The following is a 17,054-nucleotide window of genomic DNA, read 5'->3' as shown; positions in this document are numbered from 1 at the left end:
GAGTGCTTTCATGTCAGAGATCGTATCGCCCCTAGACCCGATAACGGTTCCTGGATCGCTGCCCTCCCTTTATAGAGCAATCGAACATCATTGATCTACAGCCTCCGCCATTGCCGATAGGCCGGCATAGGGCGCGATTGATCCTCCCGTCTGTTCGGCCCGCAAATAGACGATACCGGAGATCGAGAGCCGGGTGATGAGTGTATATCTGGACAAGTTTCCGCGGAATGACGCGATTTGAAAGAAAGGCAGCTCCGCCGTGGGTCCGGGGGAACGTCATAATGGCGGAGCTGCAGGCGCAACAATGATCAGGCAAGAAATCGTTGCGCCATTCTGATTTGAGCAACCCCGCTACAGTTAGGGAACGTAGGGGCAGCAGGGTTGCAGGCGCAGCGGGCACGCTAGCAAGGACAACTGCGCCAACTCTTAACGGATTTACAGAAGCGAAACTTGGGCAGGTGGAACCTCGTCGAGCAGCGCGAACAAGCCGTCAATGCTCGACGAAGCTCCATCGCTCTCTCCGTCAGAGAAACAAAAGATGTCAGACTAAAAGGTACCCCGCAACTGCAATCATTCTCAAAATGAAAGCGACGCCAAGTCAAAATGAAGTTGCTTCAAAATGAAACGCCTCCTCCACCAACCCTTATAAAATAGAAATGGTGTATATCGCCCAACAGGAAGATCGCCTTGAATAAGGATCGCTCCGAACCCAAATTGTTTTCACCTCCTTCATATACGCACATTACACGGCAGACTCACTATATTCCCCATGAGGTTGCAGTAACCTCATCTAATCTCAACGGTTGAATTTGCCTTCCCGGACAAGCTCATATATACTGTCGCATATTTTCCAGGAGAGGAACGATTATGCGCAATTTTATTGTTATCATGATTTCTGGACTCATGCTTGCAGGCTGCGTGCCTGAATACGAAAACAGGCCGGTTACAACAACGACTACATTTCCGGCGCCAGGCCCAGCACCAGTTTCACAAGGGTCAGGTAATCCGGCTTCACAGTACTGCGTCCGACAAGGTGGGAGAGTTGAAATTCGAAAAGAATTTAATGGAGACGTCGGCTACTGCCACACATCTGATGGTCGCGTACTTGAGGAATGGACCTATTTTAGGTCACAGCAACAAGGTGAATACACCCCACCACCTCCTCCACCAGGATCCTAAAACACTGAAATCAGGAGGTGCATTGAGGAATACGAAGCCTCCCTGGAGTAGGTGCCGGTAGTAGTCTGCGGAGCCGGCACCGCAGCACGTAATCTGGTGATCCGACCTGGTCGCGATCCTGGCTAACGTGATCGATCTTCAAAAGTTCGGACTTTTTCTTCGGTTCCGAATTCTGGAAGGGCATCGCTTTTGTAGCCCCGCAATCCAGGTTCCACGGGGGAGTTCTCAATATTGGACCAGGACCCTTTTTTCATCAGGGCCCGATGAACTGCTTCCTGCCCCTGGAAGGCCCCGGAACCGCCAGACTTTTCCCGCTATGAAAAGACGTAGAGCCTGGCGTAGGATATACGACTGGTCCATTACCTCGTTTCTCTGCAAAATTCTGATAGCGCAGGCCTGAGCATGGATCTCAACGTCACAACGACGAACTAGTCTCAATTTCATCGAGCGTATCGTTTTCGTCCTCGCTCACCACGAACCACGGCGTAAACAAGTTCCGGACTAACCAGCCTTTCGAACGTCGAACTTCCACCTCTCGCCCGAGAGCATCATAACAATGCGTATCCGCATGAAGGGTCTCCCGGGCGCTATCGACATCAGTGTATCTCCAATCGTTTATGAAATATGGCTGGTATGTCCGAAGAATGCGCCCTTTAATGTCATAGTCCCTCCGATTGGAAACAGACCACCTTGATTCCGCCCGGACCGAAAGAGGTTTTCCATCGGGCCCTACCCTCAGGCTGCCGTCCTGCGCCCGCTCCCATGCTGCTCCAGCCTCGTTGCGCACCGCTGTCTGTAGTATGTTTCCAAAGCCATTGCTAAAAGTCACCTGTTGGCGAACTTGTTGATCCGGATCGCAGTCGAAGCGGTCCGTAGTCAGCAAGACACTGTGTGGCGGAAGCTTGTTCACACCCGTCATCATCCAGCTATCCGTGATATATACCAGGCACTGAAATACGGGCAGCGGCGCGCGAAGTTTTAATGTCTCGTCAACCGTTCCGGGAGACGTGAAGTCGCCGTCACTAAAGCCGGTGGCCTTGCCTTGTTCGGTGCCCCGAAACCGCACAGTTGTGACGCGCCCCAGCGCGTCCAGGGTAACTGTACTTACGTTGTCATTTGCGTCAGTTACTTTAATCGGAATCAGGAAACGCCAATCGTACTCCGCCGACGTGGTCAGACCTGCCGCATCACGTGAGAGGACTACCACGCAGTCATGTGCGTCTCGCACAACTTGAATTTCCCCGGTCTGTAGAGTTTCCCGATAGGCTACCGGAAGCCAGAAATGATCCGAAGATCCATATTTTGAGAATCCATGTCTAACCGTCCAGACAGATGCCTTCATATCTTCCGCGTTTGCAAAAAGTCGGACTGCTTGCCGGTAACCTGCACTCCACAGTTTCGCCGGGTTAATATCCCGCTTCAGTGCATCCAGCAGTCCATCATCGAGCACCGCTTTTTCTTCGAAAGCAACGCGTGGGGGGAATGCCGGAGTTCCGGTAGTGGGGCGGTCTGCTTCGTCCAGATACCACACCTGTTCCTGCCCCGCGAAATCGGCATGAGCATTCTCCCTTACCGGACTGGCTATATCCGCATAAAACTCTGCCGTAATTCCTTCTGGCGGTAGCCGTACGCCAGTCAGCGCCATAACATCGCTTCGCCTAGCGTTCAAAAGCTCGGTATGCCAGATTCCTTCCTCGACGTTCGAAAGCTGATGCCAACTGCTTGTGGTTAAAACCAAACGAATATGCTGCTGCTGTTCGTCATAGGAACTTGCGAACAGCGTTTCAGGTAGATTTTCGGGATAAGGGTTACGAGCTGGCTGCGGACGACGAGGATAGCAAATATCCAGTTGCTGCAAGGGTCGCCCAAAAATATCACAATTCAGCAAAATCTGCTGTTTGCACTGTGGATCACAGCTCACGCGCTCATAATGATAGGTTCGTTTTTCTAATTCTATAAGTTGTATGATAGGGCAATCGCCAGAGGCATCGATCAGGCGCACCTGGGGTCGTGCTTCCTCGACGGTATAAGGGATCTCGGACCGTTCGCTGCAATCTATCCCGTAAATCTCGCTGCGCAGCAAGAAGCCTTTCAGACCACGCCGGATCCAGTATGCCTCTTCATTTTTCGGCAAATAATCTCTTTCGCCATTCCCATCGTGAATTGTAACGCGGAGCTTAAAATCAGGGAAGGCCGCCTGGTCGCCTCTCCAATATTCCGCTGACAGTCTTTCATCCATCGCCGGGCACCCGGTCGCGTACCAGTTACGGATTTTCGTGGGAGCAACGTTGTGGCTCGGTTGCGCAGCGGCAGCTGACCCGAAACTCTCATCGATCTCCATGAAGCCAAATCCGCGAAATTCGCGTTCACGTGAATCCCAGACCCCATGCTTGTAGCGCATGGTCCTGGAGAGCCGATTTTGACTGATTTCATCGAAGCTCTCCAGCCGATGCAATAGCTGTAAAGGGAAAGGTAAACCTGACGAAGGTACTGTATTGCCATTGTCCTTATATCCAGCTTTGTCGTCCAGCCAGAACTGGACGGAACTGCGATACTGAACGGTGTGTCTGGCTCCCATATTATTGTTCAATTGCTGGAGTAACCAGGGCTTGTGCTCGGTCAGATTACAAACCCAATGGCTTGGAGCGGGATGTGGAATAGTCAGGACAAGGCTGGCTACGCCAAGCCCATGAATATCGGCAGCCTGAAGGGAACACGTATCGTCAAAAAACACGTCATTTGGCATATTCACCCTGATTGGGGCGGCAAAGAAATTGCCGCTTTGATTAAGCCAAATCAGCAAATGATCTCTGTGGACGTAAATCAAATCCGTGGTACCTGAGCCGTCGAGGTCAGCCAGGCGTAACTGTTGCGGATTAAAGTGCTCCTTTGGAGGATTAAAGCCGGGCATGCTCACAGGCGAGCCGAACCGGCCCCGACCGAGATTGGGCCAATAACGTACTCCGTTTGCGCTAGCTTCCACCAGATGCTGTTGACCGCTGCCAGCCATGTCGCTGAAGGCCATCAGAACCTCGGCATCTGCATGATGCACCGGCAAAGTAACGTCGCTTTGCTGTAATACAGTTTGGGCTCTGTCCCATCCCTCACCATTACCGCAATAAAGCCTTACGCTTTTGGGGCCGATTAGAACCAGATCGACCAGACCCGATCCGGCTACATCTGACAGCCGGGCATCGGGATGAGCATATTCCAGAGGCAGCGCTTGCAACGGCGTGAAACTGCTCCATTCATTATCGTTTGTTCGATCATATCGACCTGTGACGCCCTGTTGGGTTACCACCCATTCCAGTCGGCCGTCGCCATTTAAATCGATTAGCGTCCCCGCATCTCTTATCGAGGGAACGATAGGCAAAGTGATGGGCTTTCCCCACGCAATGCCATCCTGCCCCCGTTCCAAATCGCGAGACGGAGCGCTATATTTCCAGCTACCTTCCTCCTGGATAAGGATACCCGCAATACCCTCCCCGTTCAGGTCGACCATTTGATAGTTTTGCCGGGTACACAAGCCATCCATATCCGTCCGTCGTTCCCAAGCAGCGTCCCTCAAAGGGGCAAATTTCTGCCAGCTTAACGTCAGGGGCGGCAAGCTGACCAATGTACCATCCGGTTCATTTGCCATTTGTTGCACGGACGTCAACGTCGAAACGGTAGTACTTTCTTTATAAGTCAGCACCAGGCGCGATACCAGAGCCGGTAGATCGCCTGGCTTCTCGCAACCTGCGAGCGCGGTGACCTTGTGGTACATCAAAATTTCACGGCATAGCCGTCTGGTGCGCAAATCAAAGCCAAACTCAAAGTCGGAAAAGCAATCGGGCCGACAGGGCCAGTCACCTGATCCAGCAGCTAGCCAGTTCCGGCTCTTATCCGAAGCGGCAGCCCTCCCGCCATAATCAAAAACCAGAAAAAAGAGCCAATCATCTTCTCGCGGAACTCGATTCAAAGCAGGCAAGCTTCGTCCTGCTTTTTTGTTTCCAAACATCACCGCACTGAGATAACGCTGGGAAGAAGTCCCCCGATGTTCGCGAATCTCCTTCTCGCTACAGCCGGCTTCATCCTCTTCCTTATACTGATAGTAGATTTGTTCTCCATTGGCTGACACAGAAGATTCCAATAGCCAGATGGCCGTGTGACAGGAGCTTTCCGGATGGGTGATGCGAGAATTGTGGTTACGCCCCATCAGATGAACCTGACCGTCCGGACTATACATAACCCAGAAACGCGCGCCCCCCTTAATGGGGGTCCACAGTTCGAACTTCGTTGAACCTGTTTCTATTCGAGAACGGTACGTAACGACCTCAAAGGAAGTTTCAAGGTCAGCCCCCATAAGCCGACAACTCCTCCGGATTTCCGGCTCGCCTCGCGCGTTAAGTTTTGGAACAATGACCTCTCCGTCCGGACCTACAAACTCCTTGGAACTGTCAAGATCCGGCACGCCTTTGTGCGTACGCAGGCGAATTGACGGCAAGTAAATATTCCATCCGATTCCAAACGGGCCATTTCCACGCCGGCTATGGTAGTCAAGGCTCAATGAGGGACTGTAACCTCGTCCTTCGCTCACGGGGAGAGGAATCGTCAAGGTAGCTGCACCGTCGGGCCCGACCGCTCCCAACTGTCCTTTCAATCCCACAATGGCGCCGCCTCCCGCAGGCAAGGACGGCGCTGTGATGGTTGGTGAGGCTGCTTGTTCTCGCATTCAGTTCTCCAGAGGCCGCGGCAGCAAGCTTGAGCAATTACCGGTACACTAATTGGCGATCCGGTAGCGGATATGCAAAATGATATCCGACATGTTTTGAAGCAACGCCTTCTGCCTGCTGCTTGCATCCGGAAAACTCAGCGCCAGAATACCGGTATCGTCTACCGGAATGCCTTCGAAGGGAAGCCATCGACCGTCGCTGAAATCAAGCTGGAATTGGCCGCTATCGTTGACGCCGTGAGACACCGCGATTGCTTCGCAGCCCCGAGGCACCTTGCTGCTCCCGACATATCGCAGCACAGCGCGCACATCCTGATATGGCCCCAGCAAGGTCGGCAAAGTTACACTAATCTGCTTGATGCGCCGGGTCTTGCCAAGATATTCAGGATAGTCCCTTACTATATTGAGATCGCGGAGCCTGAGCCTGACCTGAAGCTCCTCATTATCGATACCAAGGCCATTGGATTCCGTTCCGGCGCTACCGTTACCGTCTTCTACCAGTCTAGCTATCGATTCTGCCAGATCAAAAGCTTCCGCACCGGAGAGATTCTTGTAGACTTCCGAAAGTCTGACCGTCCGAAAGACTTCCTTGCCGCGTTCGGCCTTGTTCAGATACCGATTCTCCATCTGAGCCAGAACAAGCATTAAGGTCTGACTGGCAGTGAACCCTCCGTAGCTGCCTTGCCAGACGCCAGCGTGAATGAAAGATGCAGATGTGTCGTTCATCTCCCAGCGATATGCCTCTTCAGCCATCAGACATGTTGAAACCGTCAGATCGTAATATTGATAATAGATCGCAGCCAGCTTGCTGCATAACCAGCTGTAAAGTGCAGCACGGCTGAATTTGTTCTGCAGAAAATTCAATTGAGCGAAAGTGTGCTTCTGCTGGGTTTCCAGAATGTTCTTCTGCAGTACTGCGGCCTCGCGACGTACTGCAAGTGCGGCAAGTTGCGCGTCGAATTGTTTCACTTCGCCTTCCGCCATATTACGCTGGATTTCCCAGTCTTGCCTTCGGCGGCGGTAAGCCTCCGACTGGCTCAGTCGCTCTGCTTCCATGCGTAACGACCCTGCCGAAATTTCAAAGCCGAGTGCCGTTGCCCGCGCGAGCGCGCCATATTGACTTCCGCCGACCGCGGTTCCGTAAATATTGGGAGCCGTGTCAAGTACGGCCGCCGCAGTGTAAGAGGCGTTAGCAGCCAGGGAAACACGCGACGCTGATTGGAACAGTGTGGTAGCTTCCGCCTCGGCGCGAGTAATGTTTTCCGCATACAATGCCCCATACTTTTCATAGCGCGCCCTGGCATTGTTTCGGGCTTCTTCCAGCGCACTACGTTCTGCGTCGATCTCCGAAATCAGCTTATTTTGTAAATCAACATTCTGTGCTGACAAGGCACTGCCCTGCGTTTGCAGCAGGTCGGACAAGGCTTCAGCGTCTTGCCGTTCCCTAAGGCCAAGCAGTGTGTTTCCGATCTGGTTCAACTGGCTAACCATGGTCCGCGCACTTTCCAATATAACCGGAAAACGATAATGCGGCATGTTCGAGGCTGGCAAAGCCAGCGTTCCCGACCCGGTTGCGCTTGCCCGGCTCAAAAGCACAGATGGTTCCTCGGGCGGAGCATAAACAGCCGTTGGCAACGCAGTCCCGTTGATGGAGAGATTGTGACGCAGATTGAAAAGACGCTGCGCCAATGTTTGCCAATATCCGTCAAGTTTCTCGTTTCGCTGAGGCAAAAACAGACCAGACAATGAGTTGGTCGCGTACTTATCTCCTCCCGCCGCCTCGCTTCTGAGGCAGAAAAGCATGCTTTGATAGTTGATCTGCTTTGCTGTGCTGGCAGCCTCAGCCAGGCTCGGCGGGTCCCAGCGTGGGTCGGATGTGTGAAACGGTTCCTCCCCCAATAAATTTTGCGCTTGCAAGTACCAAATTCTTGCTTCGTTGAGTGCATCCCTATTTTGCTGACGATAGGCTGCATCTCCGCGTGCAATCAGAAGATCCAGGTATCCCATAAATGTTGCAATTCTGTAGTGGACCGGGTCGGCTTGTGCGACAGCATCTGGGTCCGCAGAATCCACCAGACGAGCATTCCAGCCGCTGTTCTCCTCAAGCGGTCGCACGTTCCATTGATGTCGACGGCGTTGTCCATTGTCGTGGTAACCTTCGGGACTCCAGATATACTTGATCCAGCGCCCGGCCTCATCGAACTTGCCTTCACTCAGCAGGCGCTTGAATACCATCATTGGTACATAATAGAACATTTCCCAGAAGTAGAGCGCGTTGGCACCGCCAAAATCCATGGGTTCCGAAAGCGCTGAGGCTATCGACGCACTGACATCACGTCCAACAACCTTCGGCTGTGCGGGTGTGTATTGCGTTAAAGAAAGATCATCCGCGATATTTTCAAAGAATCCCTGAATAAAGGTTCCCTTTTCACAAGAAAGAAATAGCGTCAAACCATCATATCTGTCGTAGGGGAAATTTTTTCCCTGCTTTGACTGCTGCGTTCCTATGTATATTCGAATAGTCTGTTCCGAATCGATTAATAGTCCGGACCAAAAGGTATACTTTTGATCGCCTTCGGTCTTTCTGTTTGCCAGCAGCAAGCGAACCCGACGGCTACTACCGTGCTGGCCTGAATCGTACGCCGGAATGACTACGTCGACATAACTTCCAGGTCCCAATTTGGGCTCTTGCAGATACTGCGTTTCCAGGGAGAGAACCGTATCCAGACCAGTGTTGGCGCGTGCTACGAGCTGTTTTGCAAACAGGGTATTCACGCGAACGCGATGGATACCGTACTGCAAGTACTGCGCGTTGCTCGGCGTTCGGTTTAATGAAATGACGGGCAGTGAATTTACTTCCGTCATTGTCAGGGTAATGCCCATCCTTTCTTTGCCCAGAAAGAGCAAGTCTCCGGAGCGAGCGTTGACCGCAAACTCGATATCGACATGGGCGCTATTGTCGCGAAACTCACTTAAGGGGACAATGAAAGACTTGCCGCTGAACTCAAATAACGACCCATCAAAGGAGTGTATGGAACATTTGTCTGCGGTAAAGCTCGAACCCGTGCCAATGGATGTGGTTATCCTGGCATTTTCCTCCGACAACGAGGTATCAAGAGATTTGAACGAACCGAATGTGACATACTTATCCCGCGGAGAGAAAGTACTGGTTCTGCAGGCGATGATATTGGTTTTGATGGTTACGGCACCAGCACGATTGTCTTGCCTGGACCAGATCGCGTTGGAGCCTAAAACAGCTTCTTCGCTCCAGGTCGCAGGCCCCGGAGACGCTATTACATAACGGACCCCCCATCCCCCCGACAGGAAGCTGCCTGACGGAAGAAAATTAAAAGTCTCTTTTGTCTTATTGATAATGCAACTTACATTGTAATCGGCAGATCTACCTCCCCCCTGCGTCCAAGCCGCAGGCACGCTGAAACTGTCCCCGATCGTGCCGGCCTTTTTCATTAACTCAACCGCCTGCTGACGATCGGCTGATCCGGGTGCACCTGCAAACTGCAGGCGAAGTGTCGCATTGAATTGCACTCTGACGCCAGCGTCCTCGACCGAAGCGACAATGTTCGACATCTCGCAGCCATCGACAACCGTATAAAGACCGTCACCCCACGAGCTTTCCTGACGGACTGGATCGGAAACATGAACCGTATTGGTCATGCGGGTGAAACGAGTGTTAAGCCGTGTCACTCCCGTGGTATCCAGCTGCAGAAATATATGCCCGACCTCACGCGCTGCTTTTTCTGTCTGGAAGTATTCGACTTCGCCGTCTGATGAGTAGATCAACCCGGCGAGAATAGGTGGAAATGTTGAGTAGTTGGCCTGTTTTTTATAGAAAAAAACATACATGCTGTCGCTGCTAGCCTCGCAGGCGCAATACATGCCAATTTCGTTTTCTGGCGAATTGTCCAGAAGTGAGAGAATGCTGTCATTATCCGTTCCCACTGACTGGGGAACACTCCAGGTACCGTCGTGCTTGACATGGGCGAGTTTCAGAACGCATTCAGTGTGTTTCTCGGTCTTGCCATTGGCTTCCCTGGCAGCTTCTCTCCGCTCTGCCCAAACCAGATAAAGACGAGAACGGAAAATGATCGGACGCACCAGATTGTTAATCGGACGAACAGCGATGGTAACTTTCTTCCATTCCGTCCAGGCGCTCGCTGGCAATTTTCCATCCGTAAATTGTTCGATATCCGCCTGGCGCCAGTAATAGTCGACGGTCGAACGGCCGACCAGGTACGTGATGCCTTTCGCATCACTCACATGGTCATGGTAGCCGCTGACAATTTCAAGGTTCGCAATCTCTTCAAACCGCGTCATATAGGTGTTAAATGCACTTTCAACGGTATCCGTTGTCAGCTCACTTTGACTAAGCGCTACCTGCAACTCGTCCATCATACCTGTCTGTCCCTTACGTAATGTGGGATCAATGTAGTTTTCAGGATAGTAAGCAAGCTGGGCGGCTGCGCTCCATGTACTGTAACGCTTGTTGTAAGTGTCCCATGCCTTGCCGAAAAAACGGCCGGTCTTTGCGCTGTCGACTACTCCTGGCTCCAAGTCAGCAAGTGCGCGGTTGATATAAGTCTGCAAGCTCGCTATCGCTTCTGCGATTCTTGTGGTTTTCACATCACCCGAAACTTGATTGTCGATCAGGAGCCAGTTGTATAGCTCCGCGCGGTTTGTAACCCAAAGTGGCGAGTGGTTCCTGATAACAAAAGCACTGCTTGCAGCACTTAGTTTTTCAGCCAGGATTGTTTGCAGTTTCCCGGTTTGAACGGCATCGAGGCCGGACTGCAGAGACTGACTGACACCAATCCAATCAGAGTAGGAGGAATCGTGGCGGAGTTTTTTCAAACCATCGACGTCGTTAGGCCCCACACCAAGAGCGTGCGCTGCATCCAGCCAGCGTAAGGTCTTTTGTAGATACGTCCAGTTATAAAAATAAGGCTGCGACGAAGTTTTGGTGAGCGCCTGCATGAGCTCCTTGGGATTCAATCCCAAGGCGTCGGCTAAAGTCCCTACAGCCAGGTTTCCCTTTTCACTGGAACCATCTCCGGTGAGTGAGGTAAGAATTTGCGGCCCATACTTCCCACATCTTTTGAAGAAATTCTCTAGCTCGATCAGCGAGCGGAACACCGCAGGAATAGGTGCCAAGCCGACCAGGTCGTCAGCGAGAACTGATGGATGTGTCGCTACCCACGACAAGACCTGGGCGCTCAGCCCAGACATCTTCACGAACAGTACCAGTTGCTCAAGCACATAACAAAAGGTGGTGAACCGCGACGCCTGGGCAGGAGTTTCGTTCTCGCTGGACCCCATTTCAAGGAGATCGTTCACACCGAAACCCTCTGGCTTCAGATGGTCTATCCATAGTAATATGGCTTCCGCCAGCTCCGTTGAGTCTAGTTGAGTGGCTGCCGCAACATATGGAGCGACTATACTGATACCTGCGGTGCCTGCTGACGAGACGTTCAGATGGGCTAATGCACTCTTCAGAGATTTCGCCAATGCCTCGACTTCGGGCGTCAATGTGCTCGGATATTTGCGGTTGCTTATGCTATATAGATCCCGGACGGCCCAGTTCAAATCTTTCAGCCACCGACTATAATCATCGACATAACCGACTAATCCTATCCACCGCGGTCCGTTGATTGTTGCGATCGCCGACGATCCATAGGGTGAAATCGAGATTAATGTGGCGAGCTCATCAACACCTAGTTTATGAACCGCAGCCAGCAGACGAAGCCGGTAAAGCAGGGAAATTTCGTCCATCGTGCAGTGTATGCCCGGTGTGTCCACCCGACCTGTGGCCAATACACACAAAGTGCGCAACTCGGCATCGTTTACCCCGAATGCACGTTTCATTACGCTCATTCGAAATCTATCACCATCCTCGTCAGATCCCAGTCGGACGATTGTGCCATCAGCAACAAACTCGCGGTTATCCAACAACGGAAAGTTAAAAAGCTGGCCAAATGCGCTTCTTGATTTGCCATAAGGTTGCTCGCTTATTCGTGAGCCGCTTAGAGCCGCAGCAGCTGGCGCATCAATCCCATAGTGTCGCATATAGAATTTGACCTGCAACAAACGATTAAGCACCACCCGATCAATGTCGAAATTGTCGTTGCAGCTGTCTATAATAGACTGCACATCGTCAAACGGGATTCCCGCGATTTTGTATAACCAAACGAGCTTGTTCAGCTTTAGTAAGGAGGCATCCAGAGGATAGGAAGTTTCACGGAATCCCACATTCGCTCGAATGCGCAGATCAGACCGCGTTGCGGAGTAGACAGAGATTTCAATCGAAACACCGTCGGGCACGACATCTAATTCAATATCGAAGCTTACTTCACCGCTTCCAGCCGGAACCTTCCAGTCCTTAATGAGATCGTCGCTTCCTTCACCCTTTGTGCCCACGTCTATTCGCGTATCTTCCGCGGCAATCCGGTCATTTCTGGTAATTCGAAGACGATAATGCTTGCCCGAAAGTGGGAGCAACTCAATCGGACCAAGATCGTCATAATTTTTGCCAGGTTTTCGTTCGATCAGAACACCGTTTCGCGAAACGTCAGCTTCCTGGAGGAAAACCAACTGGTTTTGCTTATAGCAGCGCATATCATCGGCCAGTTGATCCGTCGTCAGGAGCATTTGACCTAGTTTTAATCGTTTCCATGCAGGGATTCTTTCCGACAGCACAGCTATCAACGGTGACAACTCACCGCGAGCGACATCGAAATGGTTCGCCAGGAAATCAATATTCATAATGGTGGCAAGATGGACATCGCCGAACGTCTTCTTCACCAAATCACTTGCATTTTCTGCCGTAATTGCTTCGTCCAGAATCCTGAAAATGCTCGGCGATATATCGTTTGCTATTTCGTTTAGCTTTACAGCGTTGTCATCTGGCGAAAAGATAACATCGTCGAAGGGGCGCAGATCCCGGTTCCGCAACAGTATGGCTTGGCGGACGGCTTGAAAGGGCTGATGAAATGCTGCCGATCCTGAGTGGTGACACGATAGCATCTCCATCACCCCGTCATAATCCTTGCCCGACTCCCTGATAATGATGTCAAGCAACAGCTCATTAGAGAGGTCTAGGACAGAGACCTGAGTATCGAGATTTTCCGAGGAAAGTAAAAGGGTAGACAGGTCCGGTCGACGAAGATCAAGATGATACTGCGAATCCACGGGATGGAGGTTTAAGGCCTCACGGTATAATTCCACCAGGTAAGCCGCGGGGGAAAACATGGATGCTACCGATCCAGCACTGACAAAACTGCTGTCTCGTTGCTCGAACAGTTTTTGAAAGTCGGACAGCATAAGGGATTGCCGGATGTTCAGCTTCGCAACTCTTGCTAGTTGCGGATTCGCACGTGTCAGTACGTGGGATTCAGCCAGCTTATTCTGCCCGAGTTCGAATTGCGCGGCAACATACAGTCGAGTCAGCTCTTGCGACGTAAGGGACGGACCCGCGAGCTGCTTTAGTTCCGCAAAAGGGAGAAACATAATATCTGCTAGAGTTATTGGCCGCCCCGCATATAATGACGACGGTTCCGTGTTTATATTTCGGTTCAGCTTAGCAAGTATTTCGCCATACTTATACATATTCACCGCCCTTCAAAACATATAGCCGGAAACCTACAGACTGTAACCAGCTATATCAATTGGTGCATTTCAAAACGTAGCATGGCGATCTGTGAGATATACCGCCAGCTTTCATTAATTCGTTACAAATTTACTTACATGAAGGATATTCGAGTTACCTCAAAGGAAACAGGAATTTGTGCATTTCAGTCAATGGGAAATAATCGGATCTGGCATTTATGAACAGGCAATCTCGCTGTCCTTTTGGCTTGGCCCCATTCAGCTCGCTGTCCGAGGAAGTTGAGCCCGAGAGCGTTCGGATGATAGTTTTGGGCAGGCCGATACGTTGCTCGCAACACATTAGAAACGCGTTGCCATCGCACCATGTATTCCGGGTCCTTTCTTCTGGCACACTATCGGGGCGCTTGCTGAAGCCCTCGCTTTGCAATCGAAGCGTTGAGCGCGCAACTGCTGCTGATCCCGCATTAGATATATGAGCCGTGAATTGATTCTATGCCAAAATTCATGCAAAATTCTGCGATTGGAAGACCTTACCCCATCCTTGATCGAAAGAATTTGTATTAATGTACTGGGTGGGACAGCTCTCGGAATTTTCTGCTAATTGCCCCAGGCTGCGGCAGAGTCCTAATCTATTGAGCGCGTATACTAAAGCGCCTGATCGGAAGCTTGACTCAACGGGAGAGACTATTGAGTGTATCGCTGTTTAGCAAAACACCATCAGTCAAGGTTGTCGATAACCGTGGACTGGTCGTACGCGAGATAACCTACCATCGGCATCCCGACGAACCGGAGGTTACAAACGAACGAATTACAAGCCATCGTTATGATGTGCGCGGTTTTCTTGCCGAAAGCGCTGACCCGCGTATGCGTGAGGCCGGGCATACAAATTTCACATATCTGGCTAACCTTGCCGGGAATATTGTCCGTACAAGTGGAGCAGATAACGGAACTACAGTTTCACTCAATGACGCTGCGGGCCGTCCATTTATCCTGATCAGCAACATAGCCATTCTGGAAGATGGTACCGAAGACAGGAGCCAAGCCGTTACCAAAACTTGGCAATATGAAGATTCTGAAATGCCAGGGCGGCCCGTCAGCGTGACCGAAGAGGTCGCGGGTGAAGTTCCCCGTATCACGGAGCGATTTGTATATGCGGGATGTTCCGACGAGGAAAAAGCATTTAACCTCGCCGGACAGTGTGTGAGCCATTACGATACCGCTGGCGTAGTGCGAACCGATAGCGTAGCCGTGACAGGAGTGCCGCTCTCAGTGACGCGCTGCTTGCGCAAGGACTCGAACAAGCCGGAAGCGATAGCTGAGTGGCCGGGAAATGATTGCTCCGCCTGGAATAAATTGTTGGATGACGATCAGTTCACCGCTATTTCGACCGCGGATGCTACGGGAGCGCTACTTACCTTCACCGATGCAAAAGGCAACATGCGTCGAGTCCAATACGATGTCGCGGGATTATTGTCGGCCAGTTGGCTGACGATCAAAGGAGGCGAAGAACAACCGGTCGTGAAATCCCTGTCATATTCTGCCGCAGGACAGGCGGAACGTGAGGAACACGGCAATGGAGTGATCACCAGCTATACATTCGAACCGGAAACCCAGCGTCTGACCGGAATAAGAACGGAAAGGCCGAAGGGACATGGGTCGGGGCAGAAAGTACTTCAGGATCTACGCTATGAATATGATCCAGCGGGCAACGTGGTTGCTTTCTACGATAAAGCCGAAGAAATCCGCTTCTCTCACAACCAAAAGGTTACGCCCGGAAATTCTTATATCTATGACAGCCTCTATCAACTCGTTAAAGCTACAGGGCGCGAGTTGACTAGCAGCGCTTTGAATGATGGAGGCCTCCCTGCCCCCATTATTCCTCCGGTAGCAGATTCGATTTACACAAACTATACTCGCCATTACGACTATGACTCTGCTGGCAACCTAACGCAGTTTCGGCACTTTTCCGGTAAAGGCAGCGGTTTTACGAGGAAGCTCACTATTAGCAACCGCAGTAATCGGGCTTTGATGCAGTCACTGTGTGAAATGCCCGCTGACGTGGATGCCATGTTCACGACAGGAGGACAGCAGAGTAAGCTCAGACCGGGACAAGCACTTGTCTGGAACTCGCGCAACGAGCTGTCGAAAGCAACGCAAGTGGTCCGAGAGAACGGCCCGGACGACAGCGAGTGCTACCGGTATGATGCGGGCGGCCGACGTATCTTGAAAATCGGAACGCAAAAGACAGGCACTGGCATGCAGACACGACGGGTTGTCTATTTGGCAGGGGTGGAACTGCGAACCCGAAACAATGGCGATCGGGAAGCAGAAAGGATGCAGGTTATTACTGTCAGCCTAGCCGGCCGGGCACAGGTCAGGGTGCTGCACTGGGAAAAAGGCAAACCTGATGCAATAGACAATGCCCAGATACGCTGGAGCTATGGAAACCTGACCGGCAGCAGTACCCTGGAACTGGACAGCGAAGGAAACGTGATCAGCAAGGAAGAATACTATCCATATGGAGGCACGGCCATATGGACGGCGCGGAGCCAAACGGAAGCGGATTACAAAACCATCAGATATTCCGGCAAAGAACGTGATGTAACAGGGCTATACTATTACGGGTATCGTTATTACCAGCCCTGGTTGGGACGCTGGTTAAGTGCTGATCCAGCTGGGGCAGTGGATGGATTGAACCTGTATAGAATGGTTCGCAATAATCCCGTGACGCTCAAGGATAACGATGGCTTAAGACCTATAAATGAAAATTTCAGAGAAGAAAAAGGCGATATGGTCTACGGCCTTGCTAGAGTCCGGACTGCCTATGTTCCAACGGCTTTAGGACGGGAATTCGATTCGAACGATAAGAATGCACCCGCTATAATTATCGATTTATATAACAATACAATTTCTGGACAATCTCTGCTCAGCGCCGACCCAGCTGCAATCTCGAAATTCATTATATCGCCCAAAAAAAAATATGAGAAAAAATTAGCACCTCCTTCCAACATCAAAGATCTGGTGAAAGGAGCTAGAAATTATCCGCTATGGGACGACTTTTTTAAGGCTGGTGAAAATAATCCCAAATTCAATATAGCCAATATTTACAGGGAAGTCAGAAAATCTCCCGGTATATCACCTTATCATGTGTGGAATGGAAACAGCTCACAACTGGCCCCGAGGCTTCTTTGGAAACGGGGCAGCAAAATAGGTATTGAAATGACCGCAAGCGGAGCAGGTAACAGAATCCACTTTGCGCTCGATGGACTGGATGAGGAAAAAATTGTTCATAAAGAAGGCGCTCAAGGCCAATCCATTACTGCAAGCGAGCTCCGCTATGTATACAGAAACCGCGAAAGATTGGCCGGGAAAGTCTTCTTTTACAGAAATAAAGCCGAAACCGATGCACCTTGGATAACAAATCCGGGATTGTGGGCATCTTATAGTCCGCGAGTGAAGCAGGGTGGTATGCAAGAAGTTTCGGGCGCCTCTAAAACTGGTTTCCTTCATTCGATAGGAAGGGTTTTAAAAAGGCACTGAG

4 protein-coding genes are annotated in these 17,054 nt (G+C 51.3%); 2 read left to right on the top strand and 2 right to left on the bottom strand.

From position 1 onward, the window contains the following. Window positions 1–867 precede the first annotated feature (867 nt). Window positions 868–1,179: a DUF333 domain-containing protein gene (locus tag ACOWVS_RS21075; protein WP_075042429.1), complete on the top strand. Its 312-nt coding sequence runs from the start codon at window positions 868–870 to the stop codon at window positions 1,177–1,179. Window positions 1,180–1,594: 415 nt separating this feature from the next. On the opposite strand, the gene ACOWVS_RS21070 is transcribed toward ACOWVS_RS21075, so the two are convergent. Continuing rightward, window positions 1,595–5,893 (bottom strand): SpvB/TcaC N-terminal domain-containing protein, encoded by a 4,299-nt coding sequence (locus tag ACOWVS_RS21070; RefSeq protein ID WP_075042428.1) that lies wholly within the window; start codon window positions 5,891–5,893, stop codon window positions 1,595–1,597. A gap of 48 nt (window positions 5,894–5,941) precedes the next feature. Next, a complete protein-coding gene (locus ACOWVS_RS21065) occupies window positions 5,942–13,414 on the bottom strand; it encodes a neuraminidase-like domain-containing protein (protein ID WP_170873287.1) in 7,473 nt (2,490 codons plus the stop codon). A 786-nt stretch (window positions 13,415–14,200) separates the two neighbouring features. Here ACOWVS_RS21065 and ACOWVS_RS21060 point away from each other — a divergent pair. Beyond that, a complete protein-coding gene (locus tag ACOWVS_RS21060) occupies window positions 14,201–17,053 on the top strand; it encodes an RHS repeat-associated core domain-containing protein (protein ID WP_081375299.1) in 2,853 nt (950 codons plus the stop codon). The last annotated feature ends 1 nt before the right edge of the window (window position 17,054 follow it).

This window comes from Brucella sp. IR068 (assembly GCF_049065885.1).
In the GTDB taxonomy this organism is placed as follows: domain Bacteria; phylum Pseudomonadota; class Alphaproteobacteria; order Rhizobiales; family Rhizobiaceae; genus Brucella; species Brucella intermedia.
Note: the sequence above shows the minus strand (reverse complement) of the source record. Positions and strands in the feature narration are given on the sequence as shown.

Coding starts and splice junctions, on each gene's coding strand:
- ACOWVS_RS21070 (WP_075042428.1), bottom strand. CDS start 5,893: ATGCGAGAACAAGCAGCCTCACCAACCATCACAGCGCCGTCCTTGCCT.
- ACOWVS_RS21075 (WP_075042429.1), top strand. CDS start 868: ATGCGCAATTTTATTGTTATCATGATTTCTGGACTCATGCTTGCAGGC.
- ACOWVS_RS21065 (WP_170873287.1), bottom strand. CDS start 13,414: ATGTTTCTCCCTTTTGCGGAACTAAAGCAGCTCGCGGGTCCGTCCCTT.